The sequence below is a fragment of the Streptomyces sp. NBC_00287 genome, assembly GCF_036173105.1.
In the GTDB taxonomy this organism is placed as follows: domain Bacteria; phylum Actinomycetota; class Actinomycetes; order Streptomycetales; family Streptomycetaceae; genus Streptomyces.
The window spans coordinates 393433-419070 of the sequence record NZ_CP108053.1 but is presented as its reverse complement, the minus strand read 5'-3'; the positions used below and the strand labels follow the sequence as shown (position 1 = coordinate 419070).

The 25638-nt window shown below is 70.5% G+C and carries 26 protein-coding genes; 14 read left to right on the top strand and 12 right to left on the bottom strand.

Annotated features, from left to right (window positions below):
- Positions 1-146: 146 nt before the first annotated feature.
- The 8 genes from OHT76_RS02210 to OHT76_RS02175 all read left to right on the top strand — a co-directional run bounded on the left by OHT76_RS02210 (position 147) and on the right by OHT76_RS02175 (position 6069).
- Positions 147-383, top strand: coding sequence for a hypothetical protein (locus OHT76_RS02210; RefSeq protein WP_328868989.1), 237 nt, complete (start codon positions 147-149; stop codon positions 381-383).
- Between the two features lie 179 nt (positions 384-562).
- Positions 563-976, top strand: coding sequence for a YciI family protein (locus tag OHT76_RS02205; RefSeq protein WP_328868988.1), 414 nt, complete (start codon positions 563-565; stop codon positions 974-976).
- Complete coding sequence (locus tag OHT76_RS02200) at positions 976-2115, top strand: RNA polymerase sigma factor (protein ID WP_328868987.1); 1140 nt, start codon at positions 976-978, stop codon at positions 2113-2115. Before OHT76_RS02205 ends, OHT76_RS02200 begins: the two co-directional genes overlap by 1 nt.
- Positions 2116-2187: 72 nt before the next feature.
- Positions 2188-2973 (top strand): alpha/beta fold hydrolase, encoded by a 786-nt coding sequence (locus OHT76_RS02195; protein WP_328868986.1) that lies wholly within the window; start codon positions 2188-2190, stop codon positions 2971-2973.
- A gap of 11 nt (positions 2974-2984) precedes the next feature.
- Entirely contained in the window at positions 2985-3506 is a 522-nt protein-coding gene (locus OHT76_RS02190; protein ID WP_328868985.1) for an SAM-dependent methyltransferase, read from the top strand.
- Between the two features lie 40 nt (positions 3507-3546).
- Complete coding sequence (locus OHT76_RS02185; protein ID WP_328876435.1) at positions 3547-3900, top strand: ArsR/SmtB family transcription factor; 354 nt, start codon at positions 3547-3549, stop codon at positions 3898-3900.
- Positions 3893-4537: an SRPBCC family protein gene (locus tag OHT76_RS02180; RefSeq protein WP_328868984.1), complete on the top strand. Its 645-nt coding sequence runs from the start codon at positions 3893-3895 to the stop codon at positions 4535-4537. Before OHT76_RS02185 ends, OHT76_RS02180 begins: the two co-directional genes overlap by 8 nt.
- 167 nt (positions 4538-4704) lie before the next feature.
- A complete protein-coding gene (locus OHT76_RS02175; RefSeq protein WP_328868983.1) occupies positions 4705-6069 on the top strand; it encodes an endo-1,4-beta-xylanase in 1365 nt (454 codons plus the stop codon).
- 9 nt (positions 6070-6078) lie between these two features.
- Here OHT76_RS02175 and OHT76_RS02170 read toward each other — a convergent pair whose 3' ends face one another.
- The 9 genes from OHT76_RS02170 to OHT76_RS02130 all read right to left on the bottom strand — a co-directional run bounded on the left by OHT76_RS02170 (position 6079) and on the right by OHT76_RS02130 (position 15728).
- Positions 6079-6555 carry a molybdenum cofactor biosysynthesis protein gene (locus OHT76_RS02170; RefSeq protein WP_328868982.1) on the bottom strand — a complete coding sequence of 159 codons (477 nt, stop codon included), beginning with the start codon at positions 6553-6555 and terminating at the stop codon, positions 6079-6081.
- A gap of 28 nt (positions 6556-6583) precedes the next feature.
- The gene (locus tag OHT76_RS02165) at positions 6584-7366 is read right to left on the bottom strand and encodes an endo alpha-1,4 polygalactosaminidase (RefSeq protein ID WP_443049695.1); all 783 of its coding nucleotides are present in this window, start codon (positions 7364-7366) and stop codon (positions 6584-6586) included.
- The gene (locus tag OHT76_RS02160; protein ID WP_328868981.1) at positions 7363-8025 is read right to left on the bottom strand and encodes a spherulation-specific family 4 protein; all 663 of its coding nucleotides are present in this window, start codon (positions 8023-8025) and stop codon (positions 7363-7365) included. The genes OHT76_RS02165 and OHT76_RS02160 overlap by 4 nt, the downstream gene beginning before the upstream one ends.
- Complete coding sequence (locus OHT76_RS02155) at positions 8022-8903, bottom strand: NAD-dependent epimerase/dehydratase family protein (protein WP_328868980.1); 882 nt, start codon at positions 8901-8903, stop codon at positions 8022-8024. The genes OHT76_RS02160 and OHT76_RS02155 overlap by 4 nt, the downstream gene beginning before the upstream one ends.
- Before the next feature lie 7 nt (positions 8904-8910).
- Entirely contained in the window at positions 8911-9624 is a 714-nt protein-coding gene (locus tag OHT76_RS02150) for a nucleotidyltransferase family protein (RefSeq protein ID WP_328868979.1), read from the bottom strand.
- A 37-nt stretch (positions 9625-9661) separates the two neighbouring features.
- Positions 9662-10663, bottom strand: coding sequence for a GDP-mannose 4,6-dehydratase (locus tag OHT76_RS02145; protein WP_328868978.1), 1002 nt, complete (start codon positions 10661-10663; stop codon positions 9662-9664).
- A 34-nt stretch (positions 10664-10697) separates the two neighbouring features.
- The gene (locus OHT76_RS02140) at positions 10698-12053 is read right to left on the bottom strand and encodes a hypothetical protein (protein WP_328868977.1); all 1356 of its coding nucleotides are present in this window, start codon (positions 12051-12053) and stop codon (positions 10698-10700) included.
- The gene (gene pelF, locus OHT76_RS02135) at positions 12050-13540 is read right to left on the bottom strand and encodes a GT4 family glycosyltransferase PelF (protein ID WP_328868976.1); all 1491 of its coding nucleotides are present in this window, start codon (positions 13538-13540) and stop codon (positions 12050-12052) included. Before pelF ends, OHT76_RS02140 begins: the two co-directional genes overlap by 4 nt.
- An 85-nt stretch (positions 13541-13625) precedes the next feature.
- Positions 13626-15728 (bottom strand): hypothetical protein, encoded by a 2103-nt coding sequence (locus OHT76_RS02130; RefSeq protein WP_328868975.1) that lies wholly within the window; start codon positions 15726-15728, stop codon positions 13626-13628.
- Between the two features lie 191 nt (positions 15729-15919).
- Between OHT76_RS02130 and OHT76_RS02125 the strand changes: the two genes are divergently transcribed.
- Positions 15920-16081: a hypothetical protein gene (locus OHT76_RS02125; RefSeq protein ID WP_328868974.1), complete on the top strand. Its 162-nt coding sequence runs from the start codon at positions 15920-15922 to the stop codon at positions 16079-16081.
- A 32-nt stretch (positions 16082-16113) separates the two neighbouring features.
- On the opposite strand, the gene OHT76_RS02120 is transcribed toward OHT76_RS02125, so the two are convergent.
- Positions 16114-16641 (bottom strand): hypothetical protein, encoded by a 528-nt coding sequence (locus OHT76_RS02120; RefSeq protein ID WP_328868973.1) that lies wholly within the window; start codon positions 16639-16641, stop codon positions 16114-16116.
- A 318-nt stretch (positions 16642-16959) separates the two neighbouring features.
- Here OHT76_RS02120 and OHT76_RS02115 point away from each other — a divergent pair, with 318 nt between their 5' ends.
- Positions 16960-19149: a discoidin domain-containing protein gene (locus OHT76_RS02115; RefSeq protein WP_328868972.1), complete on the top strand. Its 2190-nt coding sequence runs from the start codon at positions 16960-16962 to the stop codon at positions 19147-19149.
- A 48-nt stretch (positions 19150-19197) separates the two neighbouring features.
- On the opposite strand, the gene OHT76_RS02110 is transcribed toward OHT76_RS02115, so the two are convergent.
- Positions 19198-20499 carry an ROK family protein gene (locus tag OHT76_RS02110; protein WP_328868971.1) on the bottom strand — a complete coding sequence of 434 codons (1302 nt, stop codon included), beginning with the start codon at positions 20497-20499 and terminating at the stop codon, positions 19198-19200.
- Between the two features lie 185 nt (positions 20500-20684).
- Here OHT76_RS02110 and OHT76_RS02105 point away from each other — a divergent pair, with 185 nt between their 5' ends.
- From OHT76_RS02105 to OHT76_RS02090, 4 genes are read left to right on the top strand one after another with little or no spacing between them, the layout of a single operon-like run.
- Positions 20685-22001 (top strand): extracellular solute-binding protein, encoded by a 1317-nt coding sequence (locus OHT76_RS02105; RefSeq protein WP_328868970.1) that lies wholly within the window; start codon positions 20685-20687, stop codon positions 21999-22001.
- Positions 22002-22015: 14 nt separating this feature from the next.
- Positions 22016-22999: a carbohydrate ABC transporter permease gene (locus tag OHT76_RS02100; protein ID WP_328868969.1), complete on the top strand. Its 984-nt coding sequence runs from the start codon at positions 22016-22018 to the stop codon at positions 22997-22999.
- A 13-nt stretch (positions 23000-23012) separates the two neighbouring features.
- Positions 23013-23852: a carbohydrate ABC transporter permease gene (locus OHT76_RS02095; protein ID WP_328876433.1), complete on the top strand. Its 840-nt coding sequence runs from the start codon at positions 23013-23015 to the stop codon at positions 23850-23852.
- Between the two features lie 29 nt (positions 23853-23881).
- Entirely contained in the window at positions 23882-25237 is a 1356-nt protein-coding gene (locus OHT76_RS02090) for a GH1 family beta-glucosidase (protein WP_328868968.1), read from the top strand.
- Positions 25238-25271: 34 nt separating this feature from the next.
- On the opposite strand, the gene OHT76_RS02085 is transcribed toward OHT76_RS02090, so the two are convergent.
- Positions 25272-25571 (bottom strand): SCO4225 family membrane protein, encoded by a 300-nt coding sequence (locus OHT76_RS02085; protein WP_328868967.1) that lies wholly within the window; start codon positions 25569-25571, stop codon positions 25272-25274.
- Positions 25572-25638: the final 67 nt, after the last annotated feature.

Here is a 25638-nt window from a genome sequence, read left to right as displayed (position 1 = left end):
GGGGCCACACGTACTCCACGGTCCACCTGTGATGTCCCCATGGGACATGACCCCCGGGCTGACTGGTCGCGGTCAGGGCGGGTACCCGGCGCGCAACGACAGACGGGGCCGATCGGGCCCCGGCCCGACCGAGGAAGGGGGCCCGCATGGCCACCAGTGCCGAGACCGGCGGCGTGACCGGTACGGCGGACAAGGACTACAACCTGATCTGGTACGTGGAGGCGTGCCTCAACAACGCGCTGCGCCTGGAGACGTACATCCAGGACGCGGAACGCGGCAAGGACACCGAGGTCGCGGACCTGTTCCGCAAGGCCCAGGCGGACAGCCGCAAGGGCGCGGAACTGGGAAAGGAACTGTTGCGCTCCCGCCTCAGCGGCGGCTGACGCCAACCTCCCGCAGGCCCGCCCGGACATCGCACCGGCACGCGGTGTCCGGGCCTTGTGCCGTCTCCGGCGAAGAGACCGAAAAAAATTCCGCCGGTAATGTCGAGAACCCGTGAGTGGCTCCGTCCCCGTGGTGAACGCGACCACAATGGGTCGCACCAGCACCCAGGAGACACACCATGGCCAAGTACCTGCTTCTGAAGCACTACCGCGGCGCCCCGGCTGCGGTGAACGACGTACCGATGGACCAGTGGACGCCGGAGGAGATCTCGGCCCACGTGCAGTACATGCGGGACTTCGCGGACCGGCTGGAGAAGACCGGCGAGTTCGTCGACGGGCAGGCGCTGGCCCCGGAGGGGGCCTGGGTCCGTTACGACGGCGAGGGGCGCCCGCCGGTCACCGACGGCCCCTTCGCCGAGACCAAGGACCTCATCGCCGGCTGGATGGTGATCGACGTCGACACCTATGAGCGCGCCGTCGAGCTGGCCGGGGAGCTGTCGGCCGCCCCCGGGGCGGGCGGCAAGCCGATCCACGAGTGGCTGGAGGTGCGCCCGTTCCTGGCCGCGCCGTCCAACGTCGCGGACTGCCATTGATGGACGAGGCACTGCTCAGAAGCCTCACGCCGAGCGTGCTCGGGATCCTCGTCCGCCGCGGAGCAGACTTCGCGGCGGCCGAAGACGCCGTCCAGGACGCGCTCGTCGAGGCGGTCCGCGTCTGGCCGGCCGACCCGCCGCGGGATGCGAAGGGCTGGCTGGTCACCGTGGCCTGGCGCAAGTTCCTCGACGCGACCCGGGCGGACACCGCCCGGCGCCGGCGTGAGGACCTGGTGGAGGAGGAGCCGGTGCCCGGCCCCGCGCCCGCGGTGGACGACACGCTCCAGCTGTACTTCCTCTGCGCGCACCCCTCACTGACGCCCTCGTCCGCCGTCGCGCTCACGCTGCGCGCCGTCGGCGGTCTGACCACCCGCCAGATCGCCCAGGCCTACCTGGTGCCCGAGGCGACCATGGCGCAGCGCATCAGCCGGGCCAAGCGCACCGTCTCGGGCGTACGGTTCGACCAGCCCGGCGACGTCGCCACGGTGCTGCGCGTCCTGTACCTGGTCTTCAACGAGGGCTACTCCGGTGACATCGACCTCGCCGCCGAGGCCATCCGGCTGACCCGGCAGCTCGCGGCCGTGATCGACCACCCCGAGGTGGCGGGGCTGCTGGCCCTCATGCTGCTCCACCACGCCCGCCGCGAAGCCCGCACCGCGCCCGACGGCAGCCTGGTCCCGCTCGCCGAACAGGACCGGAGCCGGTGGGACACCAAGGCCATCGCTGAGGGCGTCGAGATCCTCCAGGCTGCCCTCGCCCGCGACCGGCTGGGCGAGTTCCAGGCCCAGGCCGCCATCGCGGCACTCCATGCCGACGCGCCCCGCGCCGAGGAGACCGACTGGGTGCAGATCGTCGAGTGGTACGACGAGCTCATGGGCCTGACCGACAGCCCCGTCGTCCGCCTCAACCGCGCGGTGGCCGTCGGGGAGGCGGACGGACCGCGCGCCGGGCTCGCGGCGCTCGCCGAGCTGGACGACTCCCTGCCCCGCCACACCGCGGTCGCGGCCTACCTCCACGAACGCGACGGCGACCTGGCCACGGCGGCACGGCTGTACGCGGAGGCGGCCCAGAAGGCGCCCAATCTGGCCGAGCGCGACCATCTGACGCGCCAGGCGGCCCGGCTCAACGCCCGCCGCTGACAGAACGGTGACGCAGGGCCACGCGACCGGCTACCGTACCGGCCAGTAACCGGACCGCACGCAGGAGGCCCCATGCCGCAGCTCGCAGTCGACGGCGCAGCTCTGATGTACGACGACGAGGGCCCCCGCGACAGCGCCGACGTGCCCCTGGTCTTCATCCACGGCTGGACGGCGAACCGGCACCGCTGGGACCACCAGATCGCCCACTTCGCCGAGCGGCGGCGTGTGGTCCGGCTCGACCTGCGCGGACACGGGGAGAGCAGTGGGGCGGGCGTAGGCACCATCGAGGAACTGGCCGCCGACGTCCTGGCCCTCCTGGACCATCTGGAGATCGAACGGTGCGTCCTGGTCGGCCACTCGATGGGCGGCATGATCGCGCAGACGATCACCCTGGACCGTCCCGAGCGGGTCGAGCGCCTGGTGCTGGTGAACTCCATCAGCCGGATGACGTACAGCCGCGGCCGCGGCCTGCTGATGGCCGCCTCGACCCTCGTCCCCTTCAAGCTGTTCGTGGCCACCAACATCCAGCGTGCCTTCGCCCCCGGTTACCCCCGGGCGGAGATCCGCGAGTACATCCGCGCCTCCGCGGCCACCCCCCGGGAGGTGGTCATGACGCTCTACGGCGCCATGCGCGCGTTCGACGTCCTGGACCGCCTCGGCGAGATCCGCACGCCCACCCTGCTGGTGCACGGCTACCACGACATCCAACTCCCGCTCACCCAGATGCTCCGCATGGCCAAGGCCTGCCCCGGCGCCCTGGTGCGCATCATCGACGCAGGCCACGAACTCCCGGTGGAGAAGCCCAAGGAGCTGACCGAGGCGATCGACTCCTTCGTGACGGTGTCCTCGCCTGCCTGAAAGGCCCATCCATGGCAGCGGTTCCGGAACGCATCAGGCAGGCGGTCGCCGTCCTCGACGTACACCCCACCGACCGCCTTCTGGAGATCGGCTGCGGCGGCGGAGTCGCCGTCCAGCTCGTCTGCCCGCTGCTGGAGACCGGTACGATCACGGCCGTCGACCGATCGGCGACGGCCGTGGAACGGGCCGTGCGCCGCAACGCAGGCCCGGTTCGGGAGGGCCGGGCCACCATCGCCCAGGCCTCCTTCACCGCCCCGGAGCTGGCGGCCGCGGGCCTGTCCGACCGGCGCTTCGACAAGATCTTCGCGATCAACGTCAACCTCTTCTGGACCGGCCCCGCCCGCGCCGAACTGGCGCTCGCCGCGTCGCTCCTGGCGCCCGGCGGCGCCCTGTACGCGTTCTACGAACCCCCCGGGCAACGCCTGGACGAGGTCGCCACGAAGGTCACCGCGGCCTTCGAGGCGGCCGGCTTCACAGCCGAGGTCAGCTACGCGGCACCCGTCGTGGGCATCGTGGGCGGGCTTCTTATTTAAGAGTTGCCTTATATAAGTCGTGAGTGGCATAGTCGGCTTTGTGCACGCCTTCGATGTTCTGGGGGATCCGGTCAGGCGCCGGATATTGGAGCTGCTCGCCTCGGGTGAGCAGGCGTCGGGTGTGATCAGTGCCGCCATCCAGGAGGAGTTCGGGATCTCGCAGCCGGCCGTGTCCCAGCACCTGAAAGTGCTGCGGGACAACGGCTTCGCGTCCGTGCGGGCGGAAGGCACCCGGCGGCTGTACGCCGTGGACGCCGCGCCGTTGCGACAGGTGGACGACTGGCTGGAGCGGTTCCGGGGCTTCTGGGAGCAGCGGCTCGACGCGCTCGGGACGGAGCTCGCGCGCGGCAAGCGCGAGCGCAGACGACATGAGGAAGTGAGCGAGGATGACTGAGATCATCGACGAGATCAATCGGCTGCACCGCGAGGTCGGCACCCGGCGGGTCGAGGCGGGAGAGGCCCGTACGGTGCTGCTGCGGCGGTCGTACGACGCCGAGGTCGCCGATGTGTGGGACGCGGTGACCTCCCCCGAGCGCATCGCGCGCTGGTTCTTGCCGGTCAGCGGCGAGTTCAAGGTCGGTGGACGCTACCAGCTGCAAGGCCAGGCCGGGGGCGAGATCCTCCAGTGCGACGAGCCGAACCTGCTGCGGGTGAGCTGGCTGTTCGGCCCCGACCCGGGGTTCAGCGAGGTCGTGGTGCGCCTGACGCCGGAAGGTGAGGAGCGCACCGTCCTCGAACTGGAGCATGTGGCGGTCGTCCCGGAGGAGTTCTGGGGGCAGTACGGTCCCGGCGCCACCGGCGTCGGCTGGGACATGGTGCTCCTCGGGCTCGGTCTGTATCTCGGGGGCAGCGGGCTCAGCCCGGAGCAGGCGCAGGAGTGGGCGATGTCCGACGAGGGCAAGGCGTCTCACACCCGCGCGGGCGAGCTGTGGGGTGCCGCGTACGCCGCCTCGGGCGCGGATGCGGGGGCCGTGGAGTCCACCACTGCGGCGACGATCGCCTTCTACACCGGGACCGAATCTCCCTCCTGAGAGTTCCGAAACTTTCGATGCCGAAAATGACTGCCGAGGGGACAGGGGAGGCGCTGCTGGGCGCTGGATGCCGCGCGAGCCGTTGACGGTGCATCAGGTTGCCCCTATGGTCTGCGACGCCATTCGGAAATGTGTCAGAAACTTTCGGACCTGAAGAAGGGGACGAGATGGTTACCCGCACGTCCATCCGCAAGGCCCCCGAACGCACCGCTCGCAGCGCCTTGGTCCTCGGCCTCGCCGGCCTGCTCGCCGCTGGCGGCGTCACGGCCCTCTCGGGCCCGGCGCAGGCGGCGAGCACCCTCGGCGCCGCGGCGGCCGAGAAGGGCCGCTACTTCGGCACCGCCGTCGCCGCGAACCACCTCGGCGAGTCCGCGTACGCCTCGACGCTCAACACCGAGTTCAACTCGGTCACCCCCGAGAACGAGATGAAGTGGGACGCGGTGGAGCCCAGCCGCGGCAACTTCACCTACGGCTCCGCCGACCAGATCGTCAAGCACGCCCAGAGCCGGGGCATGAAGGTCCGCGGCCACACCCTGGTCTGGCACTCCCAACTGCCCAGCTGGGTCGGCTCGTTGGCCACCGCCGACCTCAGAACGGCGATGAACAACCACATTACCCAGGTGATGACCCACTGGAAGGGCAAGATCCACTCCTGGGACGTCGTCAACGAGGCCTACCAGGACGGCTCCAGCGGAGCCCGGCGCAGCTCGCCCTTCCAGGACAAGCTCGGCAACGGCTTCATAGAGGAGGCGTTCCGCACCGCCCGCGCCGCCGACCCGGCCGCCAAGCTCTGCTACAACGACTACAACACCGACGGCGTCAACGCGAAGAGCAATGCCGTCTACAACATGGTCCGCGACTTCAAGGCACGCGGCGTGCCGATCGACTGCGTCGGCTTCCAGTCCCACTTCAACAGCGCCTCGCCGGTACCGTCCGACTACCAGGCGAACCTGCAGCGCTTCGCCGACCTCGGCGTCGACGTCCAGATCACGGAACTCGACATCGAGGGCTCGGGCACGGCCCAGGCGAACAGCTACAGCAATGTCGTGCGGGCCTGTCTCGCCGTCAGCCGCTGCACCGGCATCACCGTCTGGGGCGTCACCGACAAGTACTCCTGGCGCGCCTCCGGAACGCCCCTGCTCTTCGACGGCAACTACAACAAGAAGCCCGCCTACACGGCCGTACTGACCGCGCTCGGCGGATCCGGATCCGGCGGCGGCGGGTCCGCGGCCTGTTCCGTGACGTACAGCAAGCAAGAAGAGTGGAGCGACCGCTTCAACGGCAAGGTGACCGTCACCGCGGGCAGTTCGGCGATCACCGGCTGGACGACGACCGTCACACTCACCTCACCGCAGAAGATCTCCGCGACCTGGAACGGCTCGCCCACCTGGGACAGCTCCGGCAACGTCATGACGATGCGCCCGAACGGCAACGGCAGCCTCGCCGCCGGGGCGTCCACGAGCTTCGGCTTCACCGTCATGAAGAACGGCAACAGCGCGGCGCCCGTACTGGGTTCCTGCACCGCGTCCTGACGGCCCGCGTCACTGCACCTGGAACGTCGCCGGTCCGACTGCGAGCACCCCGTCCGACAGCGGGGTGCATCGCACACCGCCCTTCCCGCGCAGCGCGCGCTGAGCTCCCGGCCCGATGGTTACGTCCATCCAGGCACAGGGCCGGGCCGGACGGTTCACCGCCAATGTCACCGGCCCCTCACCGCAGTCCAGACTGATGACCGACCCGACGAGGGAGTCGACGTCGACGCCCCGCAGCAGGACATTGCGCCGGGTCTCCCGTAGGTCCACAGAGGCGGTGGGCAGGTTCTCCGCGCTCATCAACGTCACCGACGCGTCCCGATGCGCCCGCTGCCCGAAGTACCGGTCGCCGACCAGACCGAGCCCCTCGCGCACCTCGGCCCGCTCCACGAGCTCCCCGTCCGGCTCCGGCGGCAGCCCGTCGGCGGGCCGTCCCGCGAGCCGGTGCAGGGGCGAGACCAGCAACTGCACCACCTCTATATGCATGCCCTCACCCTACGGACGGCCGCCCTGGTCAGCACGGCGCCCGCCACACCCCCAGTGCCGGCTCCTTCCGCATCGACGACAGCTTCAGCCGCCGCGAGTCGGGGCAGAAGGCGGCGGTCGGTTCGGCGTACTCCACGTGGAAGACCGCCTTGCCCGCCGCGATGAACGGCTTCAGCTCGCCGCACTCGTCGTACTGGGCGCACTCCTCGTTCACCGCGAAGTCGAAGTGGCGGACCAGCTGGGGGATCTGGGGCAGGTCGTTCTTGAGCCCGACGGACAGGCCGCGCCGGTGGGCGATGTCCGCGATCATGCGGTTGTAGCGGAGCTGGTCCCGCGCGGTCAGCGGGAAGCCGGTGTCGTTGCCGTAGCCCTCCATCAGATCGGGCTCGACGGCGTCGAAGCCCTTGTCGCGGCACATGTCGACGCGGCGCTCCATGATCGGCCGCAGCACGGACAGTCGGCGGATGTCCAGCCAGCGCTCGCCCTTCCAGCCGTTGGGCCGGCCGAGGACCGAGGCGGGGAACGCGTCCTTGTCGGGGCGGAAGTCCTCCCAGGCGCCGACGTTGATGTAGCAGATGACCTTGCGTCCGTCGCGGTGCAGCCGGGCCACGTCCGTCGCGGAGTTCTCGAAGCCGTCGATGTCGTAGACCGGCACGTCGACCGACGGATTCACCCGGCCGTCGAGCTGCCACTGCCAGGTCAGACCGGGGCGCGGCTGCCAACGGGCTCCGGAGGAGGAAGAGCCGCCGTCGTCGGTCCCGGAGCACGCGGTCATCAGAGCCGCCAGAGCGACCAGAGCCGCCTTCCTCATCGCTCCGCTCCCCACAGCGCGGGCGTCAAGTCGGCCCAGGGATTGGGCTGTTCCCCTGTGACCGGCCCCGACACCGCCGCCCCCCGGTCGTGCGCGGTCCGCACGGCCAGCGGCACCAGCGCCTCGGGCACCCCGTACACCAGATGACAGAACCGTTCGGCCGGATGCCGCTCGGTCCACGCCGGGCGGCTGAACGCCGAGACGTACGTCGACCAGTGGCCCTCGAAGGTGACCGTGAGGTCGGCGAGGCGGGCGTAGCCAGGTGCCGGGTGGACGCCCGGATTGAGGACCACGGTGTCGGCGCCGGCCCGGCGCACGGACCGGACCAGCTTGCGGCACTCCGAAAGACCCGCCCGTTCCGCCGGCACCCGGTCGAGGAAGCAGCCGTCGGCCGCGTACCACTCTCGGTGGCGGCGCATGTCGTCGACGACCTCGGCCGGATCGCGGTGCCCGTACGCCGTGTCCGCGTACCCGAGCAGCCGGGCACCCGCCGTACGCAGCGCACCGGCCGCCGCCGAGAATGCCGGGTCCGGCTCCCGGCCCGGTCCGCTCGCCGGGTTCAGGACCACCGCGTAGGTGCGGTCGGCGCCCGAGATCAGGCGGTGCCAGGCACCGGGATCCTCGGCCGGATGGACGTACAGCGGAATCAGCAGGCTCATGGTGCTCGGCCGCCCTCCCACAGTGCGCTCAGTGACTCCTCCAGGGTGCGGGTCGGCCGCCAGCCGAGCGCGTCGTGCGCGGCGGTGATGTCCGAGCACTGCCACGACACCTGCGCCGAACGGGCCGAACTGGACGCGGACTCCTCGATACGGCCCCGGAAGCCCGCCAACTCGGCCAGTCGGCCCACGACTTCGCGCACCTGGACCGCCGCCCCGCCGCCGATGTTCAGCACCGAGGGCAAGGGCCCGCCGGCAGCCACCGCCAGCTCGACGGCCCGTGCCACATCCCGTACGTCGACGAAGTCGCGGTAGGCCGACAGATCGCCGAGCCGCAGGACCGGGCCCGCCTCCCGCAGCAGGGCGGCGACACGGCCCGGCAACCCGGTCGGCGGCGCCCCGGGCCCCACCGGATTGCCCACCCGGAGCACCACCGCGTCCAGGCCGGAGGCGGCGATGGCTGCGGTGCCCGCGAGCTTGGTTGCGCCGTAGGGGCCGACCGGGCTGGTCGGCGCCGATTCCGTGACCGGCACGTCGGGGGTGCCGGGGCCGTACTCGGCGGCCGAGCCCAGATGGACCAGGCGCGCGGCCGGTGCCGCCGCCCGCAGTGCCGCGCACAGGACAGCCGGACCGCGGGTGTTGACCTCGGCGAGCGTGACGGTGTCGCCGCCGATGGCGCCGGCGCAGTTGACCACGGCGTCCGGTGCCGCCGCCGCCAGGGTCTTCGCCAGCCGTTCGGGGTCGGCCGAGGCGAGGTCGATGCGGTGGTCGGCGTCGGACGAGCGGCCGCCGCCGAGCACCCGCGTGCCCGGCAGGGCACGCAGCCGCTCGACGACATGGCCACCGAGGTAACCGGTGAAGCCCAGAACGAGAATGCGCATACGGTGCTCAGGCTCCCTTGAGCAGAAGCGACTTACGGCTGGTGAACTCCGCGTTCGCCTGGTCGTAGTCGTCGGGGCGGCCGATGTCCAGCCAGTACCCGTCGAAGTCGTAGGCGTGCGGCGGGCGCCCGGCGGCCAGCAGATCCAGGACCAGCTCGTCGAAGCCGAGCGGCAGCCCCGGGGTGTAGGCGTCGAGCGTGCCGCGGGTGAGTCCGTAGACGCCCATGGAGACGCGGTAGTCCATGCTCGGCTTCTCGGTGAACGCGACCACCTTGCTGGCGTCGGTCGTCAGCACCCCGAAGTCGATGTGCACCTGGCGCGCGTAGGTGGCGATCGTCAGCGGCGCGGCCGACTCCCTGTGCCGGTGCAGCACATCGGCGTAGTCGAGGTCGGTGAGGATGTCGCCATTCATCACCAGGAAGGTCTCCGGCAGCTGCTCGCGCAACGCCAGCAGCGGGCCCATCGTGCCCAGGGGGCTCTCCTCGGTGGCGTAGGTGACCTTCAGGCCCCACTGGGAACCGTCGCCGACATAGGCGCGGATGATCTCGCCGAGATGGCCGATGGCGAGCGTGCAGTGGGTGAAACCGGCCGATGAGAGCTGGCGCAGCACGATCTCCAGGATGGCGTGCTGGTCGCCGATGGGGACGAGGGGCTTGGGCAGGGCCGTGGTGTAGGGCCGCAGCCGGACACCCTTGCCGCCCGCCAGGATCACTGCGTGCATGGTGACTGCTCCTTCATGGAACGTCGTGGTGGGGGGTTCAGATGTTGTAGATGCCGGTCTTGTAGCGGGCCAGATTGGCCGGATCGCGGAAGAACTCCACGGTGTGGGCGAGCCCTTCCTCCAGCGTGTGCGCGGGCTGCCAGCCGGTGGCCGCGGTGAGCCGGGACGCGTCGGCCACCAGCCGCATCACCTCGGAGGCGGCGGGCCGCAGCCGCTCGGGGTCCTCGCGTACGTCGAGGGCGGTGTCCATCACCTTGCCGATCAGCGCGACGAGGTCGCCGACCGAGATCTCGCCGCCGGTACCGGCGTTGAAGGTGTGGCCCACCACCTGCTCGGCGGGCGCGGTACCCACCGTGAGGAAGGCCTGCGCGGTGTCCTTGACGTAGGTGAAGTCCCGGGTGGGACGCAGATCGCCGAGCGTGATCGTCCGTTCCCCGGCGGCCACTTGACCGATCACCGTGGGGATCACCGCCCGCATCGACTGCCGCGGCCCGAAGGTGTTGAACGGCCGCAGTGTCACCACCGGGGTGCCGAAGCTGGCGTGGTAGCTGTCGGCCAGTCGGTCCCCGCCCGCCTTCGAAGCGGCGTACGGCGACTGGGTGTTGATGGGGTGGTCCTCGGTGATCGGCACGGTCTGCGCGGTGCCGTAGGTCTCGCTGGTGGAGGTGTGCACCAGCCGGGGCGTGCCCAGGGAGCGCGCGGCCTCCAGGATGTTGAGGGTGCCGGTCACATTGGTGTCCACGTAACTGTGCGGTGCCTGGTAGGAGTACGGGATCGCGATGAGGGCGGCCAGATGGTAGACGCAGTCCGCGCCCTCCAGGAGACCGCGGACCGAGCCGGGGTCGCGGACGTCGCCGAGGACGATCTCGACGTGCTCCAGGACGTCCGCCGGCAGGGTCTCCAGCCAGCCGTAGGAGGAGAAGGAGTTGTACTGGGCCATCGCCCTGACGCGGTGTCCGGAGGCGACGAGCGCCTCGGTGAGGTGCGAGCCGATGAAGCCTTCGGCGCCGGTGACGGCGGCAAGCGGTGCGGAGGTCAACTCGGGGGTCCTTCCGATGGGTTGAGGTGAAGGCTCAGAGGTGCGGGGCCGGTCGGCCGAGCGTCCACAGGACGCAGACCGTGAGACACAGGGCCGCCGACCCGTAGGTGAAGGCGAGGTAGGTCGTGGGAGCCGCGGCGGCGCAGGCAGCGGCGGTCAGACAGATCGCCGCCGGCGCCCAGGCGATGCCGAACGCCTGGAGCAGCAGGGCCGTCCACAAGGTGGCCGCGAGCGCCAGCAGCGCCGGCGGATCGCTGTCGGTGAGCAGGGCGGTCGGCAGCAGGGGCAGCAGATAGGCGAGCAGACACAGGCCGAGGACACCGGCCGCGCGCCACAGGAACGCGGCGGGTGTGGCGGCGGCCCGCAGTGCGCCGACGGACAGTCCGCGGTAGCGGTACAGCAGCCACTCGGCGGGGCCCATGGACACGGTCAGCGCGATCACCGCGTACGGGTGCTGTCGTCCCTCCAGCAGCACCAGGATTCCGGCGGCGAGTCCGAACAGGCCGTACGGCAGGGACCGGTGCGCCGGTGGAGGGGGAGCGGCGGGTGCGGGCGGGGCGGCGAGGGCGGTGCGCAGGGTGTGGGCGGTGACGGCGAGTGTGGCGAGGAGGGCCAGCAGGGGCAGCCCGGCGCGCAGCAGGGGGCCCGGGTCCCACCAGGGCAGGACCGCGGAGCCCGCGATCAGCGGGGTGAGCGCGGCCAGCAGCAGCCACTCCGCGCCGAGCACCAGCAGCACGCCCGCCGCGGCCAGATAGACGGACTGCGCGGCCGCCACCAGGGTGACCGGACTGCCGTGTGCGGGAACAGCCGCGCAGGCCGTTGCCAGAGCCGCGCCGATGGGGGCGCCGAGGAGTAGCGTCCGGGCCGCCTCGTGCCTGCCCCTCGCCATCCGCAGATGGGCGCGGTGGCCCAGTGCCTGTCCCCACGCCCAGGAGGCGAGCCCGGCCACGATCAGCGCGGTGGCGTGAGCGGTGGCGTGCCACAGGGGCGCGGCGAGGAGATAGGCGAGCCCCGGCAGCGCGAACAGCACTCCGCGCAGCAGGCAGCGCACATGGTCGGGGCGCCAGGGGTCGGGCAGCGGCGCGGGCTCGGGAAAGACCCTCGGGACCCGCTCGTACAGGGCGGAGGCGAGCGAGAAGATGTCGGGATGCCCGTACCGGTCCCTGACCACCGCGGCGGTCAGACCCTCCGACTCCAGCAGCGCGGCCACCTCGTACGGATGGACGGCGGGCCCGATGCGGTCGGCGAGCTCGGCGGCGAGCCCGTCGACCTCGGCGCGGTGCGTGCCACTGTCCGGGAGCCGTAGGGCGACGGTGGTGTCGTCGGCGAGGCGGAGCGCGAGCGTGTCCTGCTCCGTGCCGCCCGGTTCGAGTGCCATGGGCCCGCTCATAGGGCGAGGCTCCTTGCCAAGTCCGGCTCCGGTATCAACACCCGTTCCATGTAGGGGAGTTCCTGATAGATGGACCGGAAGGTGTCGATGGTCCGCCGCAGAGTGAACTGCTCGATCACCCGCAGCCGGGCCGCCTCTCCCATCGCCGCCCGCCGTTCGGGATCGCCCAGCAACTCCAGCGCGGCGGCGGCCATCGCGGCCGGATCCCTCGGCGGCACCACCAACCCCGTGTCGCCGACGGCCTCGCGGACCCCGCCCACATCGGTGGAGACGGTGGCCCGTCCGCACGACATCGCCTCGATCAGCGTGAACGGGAAGCCCTCGCTGATGCTGGACAGCATCACCACGGTCCCGGCCGCGTAGGCGTCCTTGATGTCGTCGACCCGCCCCTCGAAGGTCACGGCGTCCGCGTGCCCCAACTCGGCGGCCAGCGCCTCGCACCGCTCCCGGTACGCCTCACCACCGCGCGGCGTGCCGCCGAACAACCGCAGCCGTACGTCGGGCAGTTGCTCGCGTACGAGGGAGAAGGCCCGGATGAGGGTCTCCAGGTCCTTGATGGGGTCGACCCGGCCGGCCCAGCTGAGGGTGAGCCCCTCCGGTTCGGGCCCGGCAGGCGGGAAGGCCGTCGGGTCCACGCCGTTGTAAACCGTCCGGATCGATTCCGGCGCGGCACCGCCCTGCTCCTCCCACAGCCGGTTGTAGCGGTTGCCCGGCGTGATCAGCGCGGCCCTGCGGTACGTCTCCTCCGCCAGCAGCCGGAAGAAGCCCAGCACGACGGCCTTCACCGGCCAGCGGTAGGGGGCGGTGCGGTAGCCGAGGTAGCGCTCGCGCAGATAGACGCCGTGCTCGGTCAGCAGCAGCGGAACGCCGTAACGTTCCAGCGCGGCCAGCCCGGGCAGCACGGCGACGCCTCCGCTCACCGCGTGGGTGACCCCGTCTTTGGGCACCGGAGCGGTCAGCGGGCGCAGGGCGTGCTCCAGCAGTGCGGTGGCGGTCAGCGCGTCGTGCAGCGAGGGCCGGGCCTCCCGCACCACGAGCCCGGGCCGGTTCCACACGGAGGCCAGCACGGCAACCGCCCGGTCGCCGCGGAGAAAGGGGCTGAGCGTGCCGTCCGCCGCGGCCCGCGCCAGCGTGTACAGCGCCGGGGCGAAGCCGTCCTCGGCACAGGGGTCGAGCAGCGCCGTCAGGAACCGCTCGTAGGCCTGGGCGAGGCGACGGCGAGCGCGTCCTTTGGGCGGGGCGCCCTCCGGCGGTGCGCCCCACATCGGGACGGACCAGACCTGCAAGACGTGGGAGGGCAGCTCCCACACGAGCGGTTCGTGTCCGGTGCCGGTGACGGCGATGACGTCGAACGCCACATCGGGCATGCCGGTGACGAGCTGGTCGCACCAGACGCTCACGCCTCCGTGGCTGTGCGGATAGGTGCCTTCGGTGAGCAGGGTGACGCGCGTCGCGTCCGAGCGTCGCGCGCCGTGGGGATCGTGCATCGATGTGCTCCACGGCCGAGGTGTGAGGTGGTCGCGCCGGTCCCGGCCGCGCGTGGGCGGCCGGGACCGGCGGTCGGTGCGCCGCTCAGTCCGCCGCGGGCTCTCTCGTCCCCTGCGGGACATAGGTGTCGGGCGCCGGATCCGTCACCGCCGCCGCGCCCGCGGCCGTCGACGGGGGCGCCGACGACGGCAGGTCAAGAGTGAGCGGGATTCCGGCGGAGGGAGTCCAGCCGGACCGCTCTCCCGCATAGGCCTCGCCGAAGGCGGCGCCGGCCAGCGTGGTCCCGGTCGGCATGGTCGCGGTGACCGCGACTCCGTCCGGGGCCTCGACGGTCACCGCGTCGCCGATGCGGTAGGCGGTCACCCCGTCCAGCGCGGCCTGCCAGGAGGCGCGCCGCTGGAGCTCGGTGCCGATGTCCTTCATCCGCAGGTTCACCACGGGAGTGTCATCGGCGTACAGCGCGTCGTAGCCGTCGAGTACGCCGTTCAGCACCGGGTAGGCGATGCGGTCCTCGGCGAGGTTCGACTGGTGGATGAAGTGCGGCTTGGGGTCGTTGGCCAGCACATGGCCAAGGGCGGTGTTGGTCTCCAGCGGCACGATGTAGTCCGCGTATCCGGTGGCGGTGTCCAGCGGCTCGGTGAGGCAGGTGGAGGTCGCCGGGTTGTCCTCGCAGATGCCGCTGCCGCCCTGGGCGCGGCCGGTGTAGATCCAGTTGTACTCGTCGACCTGCTCGGCCGCCCGGCCCGCGTTGTAGAAGACGTTCATCGGGTAGCGGGGCACGGTGGTCGACGGGCCGACCTGCCGCTGCTGCGGCTCGCGGGAGTTGTCCGAGCCGAGCCAGGCGATGTCGGTGTCCTCGAGGGCGAGCGCCAGGTTCGGGTTGTCGTCGGTCTGCTGCGGCAGCACCTTCATGCCCGAGTGTTCGCCGGTGACCAACTCGTCGTTCTCCAGCGGCAGTCCGGCGCTCTCGCCCCAGGCCCGGTTGATGGCGATCTCGTCGCCGATCGTCGTCCGGGAGACCCACCGGGTGCTGCCGTCGGCCTCGGTGGCGCAGCGCCACGGCACGACCGTGGTGTCCTGCTCACAGCCGAGGAAGGCGTGCGTGTAGGTGTGGTTGATCCAGCGGAACTCGGCACGCTCGTCGACGAACCGGTCGGCGAGCGGATCGGCGCCGCCGTTGTCCGCGCGGTGCTCGACGCTCCCGGCGCCGTTGTAGGCCAGGTCCAGGGTGAAGCCGCGGCTGTCCTGCCAGTCGGTGGCGTAGGTGACATCCCCGGGGGTCATCCGGATCGGGTCGGGAGTGCCCGCCCCGTCGGGACAGTCGACGTCTCCGGGCGTGCAGTTGAGCTCGGTGTTCCAGCGGTCGTCGGCCGCGAACACGTCGTCCACATGGACGGCGAAGTAGTTCCGGGACGCCCCCAGGTGCACCCCGCCCGTCATCCACTCCACGATCCCGCGGGCCAGCAGCCGGAACTGCTGCTGGTACTGGTTGTAGACGAAGGTGACGACGAGCTCGCGCCGCCCGTCGTGCCGGTACTCGCCCACCAGGGAGCCGCGTTGAGAGGTCCCCGGGATCGCGGCATCGACGTACGGAGTGAAGTCGGCGCCCGCGACGGGCGTGGAGAGATAGGCGTAACTCTCGCCGACCGTGGGGGAGTTGTCCTCGAAGGGCACCGCGCCGTCGAGGTAGCCGAAGGGTCCCGCGAGCCCGGCGTCGGTGACCTCGGCCCGCACCCCGTCGAGGCTTCCGGCGTAGCCGCCCTCGACCGGGTAGTTCAGCCCGGCCTCCGGACGCGCGTAGGTGTAGGCGTCGACCTGCGGAATGCCGTACGTCTGCTCATAGGCCACCAGGGCCGCCATCTCGGCGGAGCCCGCCGCGAACGGGTTGTCGCTGGGCAGCACGACCGCCTGGTACTTGGCCCGCGGCCGCCCGTCGACGGTGTCCGCGAGCAGCTCCGCGTCGATGACCGGGCGGTCCGCCTCGGTCAGGTCGATCTCGGTGTACGGCGTTCCCGCCACGTCGAGTTCGGCGGCGATCGCGTCCGTCGACGGTCCGCCGTCGCTGACGACCAGCACCCGCAGATCGATACGGGGCGCGGTGTCGGCGTGGGCCGCTCCGGCCGGCAGGCCGATCGCGGCGATGAGCGCGCCCACCGTCAGCGCGGTGGTGCATAAAATCCGCTTCATGCGGGTTTGTCCCCTCCCGGGCAGGGGTGAGCACCTGCTCGCGCAGAGCGGACACACCCCCTTGCGTGACGCCGTGCCCCCCTCAGTAGCCGGTCGTCGACGCATCCGTCGCGTCACATGGTGGTGTCTGTGTGTAGCTTTCGTGGTCATCTTGCGAAACATGACGGAAAAGTGCAGGTGTCCAACTGGTCATGACCGAGCGGGACATGACGCGCCGGGGCCGGGCCGAGGGGGCGGTACGGCCGGGGCGCGAAGTGCCTGGAGTGCTGGCCGGGGGCCTGTACGGCACACCGGCGGGCCACCCGAGCCCGCCGGTGCTTCTTCCGGAGGTCTGGACCACGCGGGGACGCTGATCGCAGACCGGTTTCAGGTCACTCGTGGATTGTCAGGCGCACAGGACGCGCGTCTCGGGTGTGTAGGCCGGGCCGCCACTGATGCTCGTAAGGTCGCTGAACTCGGCGTAGAAGTAGGAGTAGAAGCCGATGTTGCCATTGCAGCCGGAGTCGGCGGCGACCTCGAGGGTGAGGGTGACGGTGCGGCTCTGGCCGGGCGGGACGGTGGTGCCGTAGTTCGCGCCGAGGTCGGCGGGGCCGGTGCCGGAGCAGGGGGTCGCTCCCGTGGCCGTGGTCAGGGCGCACGACGTGAAGCTGTACTTCAGGTCGGGGCGCTGGGTGGTCAGCCAGGTCGGGTCGATCGTCTGGTGGACGAACCAGATGTCGTAGCCGGCGTTGTTGGTGAGCGTCATCGACAGGTTCACCGTGCCGCCGGGCGTGGTGGTCGCGCTGTCGGAGCTGAACGTGAGGGTGGCGGGGGCGGGTTCGGCGGCGCCCGCGCTGGGGGCCAGGCCGAACACGGCGAGGAGAAGGCCGAGAGCGGTGGTGAGGCCGAGGTGTCTCATCAGTGGTGATCGCATGGCCGGGGAGGCTAGGCGCGCCTCGCTCACCGCGTCTGCACCACCGGAGGCGGATCGACCGGAAGCGATCGTGAAGTGAAGGATCTGTGGTGGCGGTGTGAAGCAGGTTGAAGGGTGCATACACGCGTCACGCGGACTCAGTCGCTCCGCTCGCCATTGGCGCGTATGGGATGCCACTCAGGCCGTACATCACCCCACTCCCTACTTAATGAAAGGTGAAAGAAAAGTCGTGACGGAGTTATTGACCCGACCGGAGAACCACCGGCAGGGTTCCCGAGAGCGCTCGCCCGTTTCCGTCACGTTTCGAGGAGCCCTGCCATGCCCGCAGCCGGTCCACCACCAGCGACCGCCTCACCCCACAGAGCCCCGCGCCGCGGCCTCGTCGCCACCCTCGTCCTCGCCCTTGCCGCGGCCCTGCTCGCCGTCGTCCCCGCGACCCAGGCCGCAGCCGCCCCCACCCTGCTGTCCCAGGGTAAGCCGGTCACCGCCTCCAGCCAGGAGAGCGCCGGCACCCCCGCCACCGCCGCAGTCGACGGCGACAACGGCACCCGCTGGTCCAGCGCCTTCGCCGACCCGCAGTGGATCCGCGTCGACCTCGGCGCCCCCGCCGCACTCAGCCAGGTCGAACTGCGCTGGGAGACCGCCTACGCGACCGCCTACCGCATCGAGACCTCGCAGAACGGCACCGACTGGTCGACCGCCTACTCCACCACCACCGCCACGGGCGGCACCGAGACCCTGAACGTCTCCGGCACGGCCCGCTACGTCCGAGTCCTCGGCACCGCCCGCGCCACCGGATGGGGCTACTCACTCTGGGAGTTCAAGGTCTACGGCACCCCCGACGGCGACCCCACCATCCCCGGGGGCGGTGACCTCGGCCCGAACGTCCATGTCTTCGACCCCTCCACGCCCGGCATCCAGGCCAAGCTGGACGAGGTGTTCCAGCAGCAGGAGTCGGCCCAGTTCGGCAGCGGCCGGCACGCGTTCCTCTTCAAGCCGGGCACTTACAGCGGCCTCAACGCCCAGATCGGCTTCTACACCCAGATCGCCGGCCTCGGCCTCAAGCCCGACGACACCCTGATCAACGGCGACATCACCGTCGACGCGGGCTGGTTCAACGGCAACGCCACGCAGAACTTCTGGCGTTCGGCGGAGAACCTCGCGGTCAACCCGGTGAACGGCACGAACCGTTGGGCCGTTTCCCAGGCGTCCTCGTTCCGCCGGATGCACGTCAAGGGCGGACTCAACCTCGCCCCCGACGGCTACGGCTGGGCCAGTGGCGGCTATATCGCCGACTCCAAGGTCGACGGTCAGGTCGGCAACTACTCGCAGCAGCAGTGGTACACCCGGGACAGCTCCATCGGCGGCTGGTCCAACTCGGTGTGGAACCAGGTCTTCTCCGGCACCGTCGGCGCCCCGGCGACCGGCTTCCCCGAGCCGAAGTACACCACGCTGGAGAACACGCCCCTCTCGCGCGAGAAGCCGTTCCTCTACCTGGACGGCAACGACTACAAGGTGTTCGCGCCCGCGCTGCGCACCAACGCGCGCGGCACGACGTGGGAGAGCGGCACCCCGCAGGGCCAGTCCATCCCGCTCAGTGACTTCTACGTGGTCAAGCCCGGCGCCAGCGCGGCGACCATCAACCAGGCCGTGAGCCAGGGCCTGCACCTGCTGTTCACGCCGGGCGTTTACCACGTCGACCAGACGATCCAGATCAACCGGGCCAACACCATCGTGCTCGGCCTGGGCCTGGCCACGATCATCCCGGACAACGGCGTCACGGCGATGCGCGTCGGTGACGTCGATGGCGTCCGGCTGGCCGGCTTCCTGATCGACGCCGGCACGGTCAACTCCACCACCCTGCTGGAGATCGGCCCGCAAAACGCGAGCGCCGACCACGCCACCAACCCGACCACCGTCCAGGACGTATACATCCGCATCGGCGGCGCGGGCCCCGGCAAGGCCACCACCAGCATGGTCGTCAACAGCGACGACACGATCATCGACCACACCTGGGTATGGCGCGCCGACCACGGCGACGGCGTCGGCTGGGAGACCAACCGCGCCGACTACGGCGTCCGCGTCAACGGCGACGACGTGCTCGCGACCGGACTGTTCGTCGAGCACTTCAACAAGTACGACGTCGAGTGGTACGGCGAGCGCGGCCGGACGATTTTTTTCCAGAACGAGAAGGCCTACGACGCGCCGAACCAGACCGCCATCCAGAACGGCTCCACCAAGGGCTACGCCGCCTATCGCGTCGACGACTCGGTGACCACGCACGAGGGGTGGGGCCTGGGCAGTTACTGCTACTACAACGTCGATCCGAGCATCCGTCAGGATCACGGCTTCAAGGCGCCGGTGAAGCCGGGGGTGAAGTTCCACAGCCTCCTGGTGGTCTCGCTCGGCGGCAACGGGCACTACGAGCACGTCATCAACGACACGGGGCCCTCGACCGTCCCCGCGGGCACATCGACCGTGCCGTCCACCGTCACGTCCTTCCCGTGACCGGTTCCTCCGGGCCGGGAGCTCCCCGCTCCCGGCCCGGAGGGCTCATTACTGCGCCGCGCGGTCCTGGAGATTGGTCTGCCAGGCCGGGTTCGGCTCCTTCGGCTCGGACTCCAGTGGCCGCCCGCCTCGGGCGAAGAAGTCGGCGAGCGGCAGGATCGCCGCGCCGACCGTGACCGCGTCCGGGCCGAGGGTGCCGAGGTCGATGCGGACGTGCGAGGCGGGGTACCGCAGGGAGTAGGCGGTGGCGTGGGCCCGTACGGAATCCAGGAAACGGCGCCCCAGTTGGAGCCCTGCCCAGCCGCCGACCAGGATGCGCTCCGGCTGGAAGAGGTTGATCAGGTCGGAGAAGCCCGCGCCCAGATACTCGGCCGTCTCCTCCAGGACGGTCAGGGCGGTTTCGTCGGCGGGGCCCTCCGCCGGATAGGCGGCCGCGAGCATGGCGGTCAGCGCGGTCTCCTCGTCCACCCCGGCCGGCGGCCGGCCGCCCGCCTCCGCCCAGCGCTCCAGCAGCGCCTCGGCCCCGGCGTACGCCTCCAGGCAGCCCTGGGCGCCGCAGCGGCAGCGCCGCCCCCGGACCCGTACGGTCAGATGCCCCCACTCCACGGCCCGGCCCGGACCCATGTCACCGGAGACGACACAGGCACCGACACCCGAGCCGAACAGCACCACCGCCGCGCTCTGCGCGCCGCGCCCGGCACCGAACCACATCTCCGCCTGCCCGAGCGTCTTGGCGCCGTTGTCGACGTAGTACGGCACCGTCTCGGGCAGCAGCTCCGACTCCCGCAGATACCGCTCCAGCGGGACCGCGTCCCAGCCGATCGTCTGGCCGTGCACGATGGCCCCGTCCTGCGGGGTACGCGCGACGATGCCGGGCACGCCGATCCCGACGCCCAGCAGCCGCTCGACCGTCGTCCCGGTCTGCTCCAGCACCTCGGCGATGCCCTCGCGCAGATGACGGACGACGACGTCGACGTCGTAGCGGTCGATGCGGCGTCCCGCGGTCGCCAGGGGCCTCTCGACGCGGGCCAGTTCGGTCAGTGCGAGGTCGAACAGCTCGATGCGGACCCGGGTCTCGCCCACGTCGATGCCGATCATGTGGCCGCTCTGCGGGCTGACCCGCAACAGGGTGCGCGGACGGCCGCCGACGGAGTCGACGCTGCCGGCCTCCTCGACCAGGCCCTCGGCCATCAGTTCGGAGACCACGTTGCTCACCGAGCCGGAGCTCAGTCCGGTGGTGGGCCCGAGCGCGAACCGGCTCAGCGGTCCGTCGAAGTACAGCCGTTGCAGCACGGCCGTACGATTCTCCCGCCGCAGGTCACGCACCGTACGACCGCTGCGCACTGTCACTCCCGCTCCCTCGTCTCGACGTCCTCGCCGCAATCCACCTGCGCCGGGGCTCTTGACGCGATCTTAGCTTGACGCTTAACTCACGTCCTAAATTAAGCCGTGGGGGGTGCGGGTCCGCACACGGGGCGCTGCTCCGGATCCTCCGCAGGCGACAGTCGCTCCTTCTCGGAAGGCCTACTGAAGTCATGCGCATACGCAGAGTCGCAGCCATCGGCGCCGTCACCCTCTCGCTCGTCCTCACGTCGGCTGCCTGCGGCGGGGGGTCGTCCGGCTCGGAAGGATCCAACGAGCAGCCCAAGACCCTCACCTACTGGGCCTCCAACCAGGGCGCCAACCTGGAGGTGGACAAGAAGGTCCTCCAGCCCGAACTCGACAAGTTCGAGAAGGAGACCGGCATCAAGGTGAAGCTGGAGGTGGTGCCCTGGTCGGACCTGCTCAACCGGATCCTCACCGCCACCACCTCGGGCCAGGGCCCCGACGTCCTGAACATCGGCAACACCTGGAGCGCCTCCCTCCAGGCCACCGGCGCCCTGCTGCCCTGGGACGCGAAGAACTTCGAGGCGATCGGCGGCAAGGACCGCTTCGTCACCTCCGCGCTCGGCTCCACCGGCGCCCAGGGCCAGGACCCCGCGGCCGTACCGCTGTACTCCATGGCCTACGCGCTCTACTACAACAAGAAGATGTTCGCCGACGCGGGCATCGAGAAGCCGCCCGCCACCTGGGACGAGATGGTCGAGGTCGGCAAGAAGCTGTCCAAGGACGGCAAGTGGGCGCTCGGCGCCGAGGGTTCGAACCTCGCCAACATCATCCACCAGGTGTTCGTCCTCGGTCAGCAGCACGGCGCGGACTTCTTCACCCCCGACGGCAAGGCCGACTTCACCTCCGACGGCGCCGTCGCCGCCGTGAAGCAGTACGTCGACTTCATGGCCAAGGACAAGATCATCGCGCCGGGGAACGCCGAGTACGCGCAGAACCAGTCCCTGAGCGACTTCGCCAAGGACAAGACGGCCATGGTGCTGTGGCAGACCGCCTCCGCGACCTTCAAGTCCCAGGGTATGAAGGACGACGAGTGGGGCGTCGCCCCCGCCCCCGTCCAGTCCGGCACCCCCGGCCAGGGCACCAACACCAACTCCATGGTCGCGGGCATCAACCTCGCCGTCTTCAAGAACACCAAGAACATCGACGGCGCCAAGAAGTTCGTGAACTTCATGACCAGCGACGAGGAACAGAAGATCCTCAACGGCGCCTACGGCTCCATCCCGCCGGTCAAGTCCGCCCAGGACGACCCCGCGTTCAACTCCCCGGCGCTCGCCGTCCTGCGCGACACCCTCGCCACCAGCGCCACCGCGCTGCCCCAGGTCCCCGACGAGTCGCAGTTCGAGACCCTCGTGGGCACCGCCGTCAAGGAGCTGTTCGCCGACGCCGCCGCCGGCCGGGCGGTCACCACCGAATCGGTGCGCGCCAAGCTCGACAAGGCCCAGCAGCAGATGCCCAACTCGTGACCACGGACACCTCCATGACCACCACCGCGGTGAAGGAACGAACGGCACCGAAGCAGGCCCCCGGAGCGGCGCCCCGCAAGCGCCGCTCCGGGCGGCTGCGCCGAGTGTCCCTGCCGTATCTGCTCCTGCTGCCCGCCCTGCTCCTGGAACTCCTGGTCCACCTGGTGCCGATGGTCATCGGCATCGTGGTCAGCTTCAAGGAGCTCACCCAGTTCTACATCCGGGACTGGGGCACGGCTCCCTGGGCGGGCCTGGACAACTACCGGATCTCGGTCGACTTCGACGCCCCCGTCGGCGAGGCCCTGCTCAAGTCGTTCTTCACGACCTGCCTGTTCACCGTGCTTTCCGTCGGCCTGTGCTGGCTGCTCGGCGCGGCCGCCGCGATCTACCTCCAGGAGTCCTTCCGCGGCCGGGGCCTGCTGCGCGCGATCTTCCTCGTCCCGTACGCACTGCCGGTCTACGCCGCCGTCATCACCTGGGCGTTCATGTTCCAGCGGGACAACGGCCTGGTGAACCATGTGATCCACGACCAGCTCGGGCTCACCGACTCACCCCCCTTCTGGCTCATCGGCGACAACAGCTTCTTCACCCTGCTCGTCGTCTCGGTCTGGAAGGGCTGGCCGTTCGCCTTCCTCATCATCATGGCCGGACTCCAGAACATCCCACGGGAGATGTACGAGGCCGCCGCCCTCGACGGCGCCGGAGTGTGGCAGCAGATCCGCCGCATCACCATGCCGTCCCTGCGCCCGGTCAACCAGGTCCTCGTCCTGGTGCTGTTCCTGTGGACGTTCAACGACTTCAACACCCCCTTCGTCCTGTTCGGCCGGGCGGCACCGGAGGCCGCGGACCTCATCTCGCTGCACATCTACCAGTCGTCGTTCCAGACCTGGAACTTCGGCACCGGCTCCGCGATGTCCGTCCTGCTGCTCCTGTTCCTGCTCCTGGTGACCGGCGTGTACCTCGTGCTCACCTCCCGCGGAAGGAAGGCCGATGCCTAAAACCCGCTCCCCGATGGCCGCCCCGCAGTCCTTCCTGTGGAGCCGCCGGATCTTCCTCACCCTGCTCACCGTCTTCGTACTGCTGCCGGTGTACGTGATGGTCTCCAGCTCGCTCAAACCGCTCCAGGACGTGTCCGGGAAGTTCCAGTGGCTGCCCACCGACCTCACCGTCCGCCCGTACTTCGACATCTGGGAGACCGTCCCGCTCGCCGACTACTTCATCAACTCGCTGATCGTGGCGGGCGCGGCGACCGTCTGCTCCGTCACCATCGCCGTCTTCGCGGCCTACGCGGTCAGCCGCTACAACTTCCGCGGCAAGCGCGTCTTCACGGTCACGGTGCTCTCCACCCAGATGTTCCCCGGCATCCTCTTCCTGCTGCCGCTCTTCCTCATCTACGTCAACATCGGCAACGCCACCGGCATCGCCCTGTTCGGCTCCCGCGGCGGCCTCATCCTCACCTATCTGACCTTCTCGCTGCCGTTCTCCATCTGGATGCTGATCGGCTACTTCGACTCGGTGCCGAAGGACCTCGACGAGGCGGCGAAGGTCGACGGCTGCGGGCCCCTCGGCGCCCTGTTCCGGGTCGTCGTGCCGGCCGCGATCCCCGGCATCGTCGCCGTCGCCGTCTACGCGTTCATGACCGCCTGGGGCGAGGTCCTCTTCGCCTCCGTCATGACCAACGACACCACCCGCACCCTCGCGGTCGGGCTCCAGGGCTACTCCACCCAGAACGACGTGTACTGGAACCAGATCATGGCCGCCTCGCTCGTCGTCAGCCTGCCCGTCGTCGCCGGCTTCCTGCTCCTGCAGCGCTACCTCGTCACCGGCCTGACGGCCGGAGCCGTCAAGTAACCGCCTGCCCCGACCCAGAGAGGTTCTCTGTGCCCGAACCGATAGACCTCGCCGCCTTCCCCGACGACTTCACCTGGGGCACGGCCACATCCGCCTACCAGATCGAGGGCGCCGTCGCCGAAGACGGCCGGACGCCCTCCATCTGGGACACCTTCTCCCACACCCCGGGGAAGGTCGACAACGACGACCACGGCGACGAGGCCTGCGACCACTACCACCGCTGGCCCGAGGACGTGGCGCTGATGCAGCGCCTCGGCGTCGACTCGTACCGCATGTCCCTCGCCTGGCCCCGCGTGGTCCCCGGCGGCGACGGCCCGGTCAACCCGGCCGGCCTCGACTTCTACGACCGGCTCGTCGACGCCCTCCTCGCGGCGGGCATCACCCCCAACATCACCCTCTACCACTGGGACCTGCCCCAAGTCCTCCAGGACCGCGGCGGCTGGACCGTCCGCGACACCGCCGAACACCTCGCCGCCTACGCCTCCGCCGTGGCCGGCCGCCTCGGCGACCGCGTCACCCAGTGGGCCACCCTCAATGAGCCCCTCTGCTCGGCCTGGATCGGCCACCTGGAGGGCCGCATGGCCCCCGGCCTCACCGACCTCACCGCGGCGGTGCAGGCGTCGTACCACCTGCTGCTCGGCCACGGCCTCGCCACCCAGGCGATCCGCGCGGCCGCCCCCGGCGCCCAGATCGGCCTGGTCACCAACCACTCCACCATCGAGGCCGCCTCGACGAGCCCGCAGGACATCGCGGCCGCCGCGCGCATGGACGGCCACACCAACCGCTGGTGGCTCGACCCCGTGTACGGCCGCGGCTTCCCCGCCGACATGCGCGAGCTGTACGGCGTCGAACTCCCCGAACGCCCCGGTGACTTGGCCACGATCGCCGCACCGCTCGACTGGCACGGCCTGAACTACTACTTCCCGGCGACCGTCACCGACGACCCCGCAGGCCCCGTCCCCTACGCCCGCGAGGTCCGGCTGCCCGACGTCCCGCGCACCGGCATGGACTGGCAGATCGACGCCGACGGCCTGGAAGCCCTGCTGCTGCGCCTGACCGACGACTACGGCGTCGGCAAGCTGTACGTCACCGAGAACGGCTCGGCCTTCCCCGACACCGTCGCACCCGACGGCACGGTCCACGACCCCGGCCGCACGCGCTACCTGGAGCAACACGTGGCCGCCTGCGCCCGCGCCGTGCGCAAGGGAGCCCCGCTGGCCGGCTACTACGCCTGGTCCCTGCTCGACAACTTCGAATGGGCCTACGGCTACGACAAGCGCTTCGGCCTGGTCCACGTCGACTACGCCACCCAGAAGCGCACCATGAAGTCGAGCGGCCTGCGCTACGCGGACATCATCCGCGAACATCGCCGGACACACGCCTGACGGTCGATGAGGCCGTGCCGGTCACGGCACGGCCTCACGCGTTACTGGTCCCGGTGCGCCGCGACCCGTCGAAGAGCGCCCGGTAGAGCGCGCCGAGCACCCCCGCCTGGGCCACGGCTCCGACGACGAGCCCGATCCACGGCAGCGGGCCGGGCAGCCACACGAAGAACAGCGAGGTCGGAGCCGTCACCAGAAACGCCCAGACCCCGGCAAGACTGGCGTCCGGGTGCTCGACGAACAGCAGGTCGACAGCGACCCACACCCAGACGGCGACCACCACCGCGAGATAGCCCAGCGCGGCCGGGTTGAGGAAGCAGCGGCGGAATGTGGTCATGTCCGACCCCCTGGATACGCGATGGCGAAGCTGAACCACTCTTTCCACCATCGCGCGCCAGAAGGGC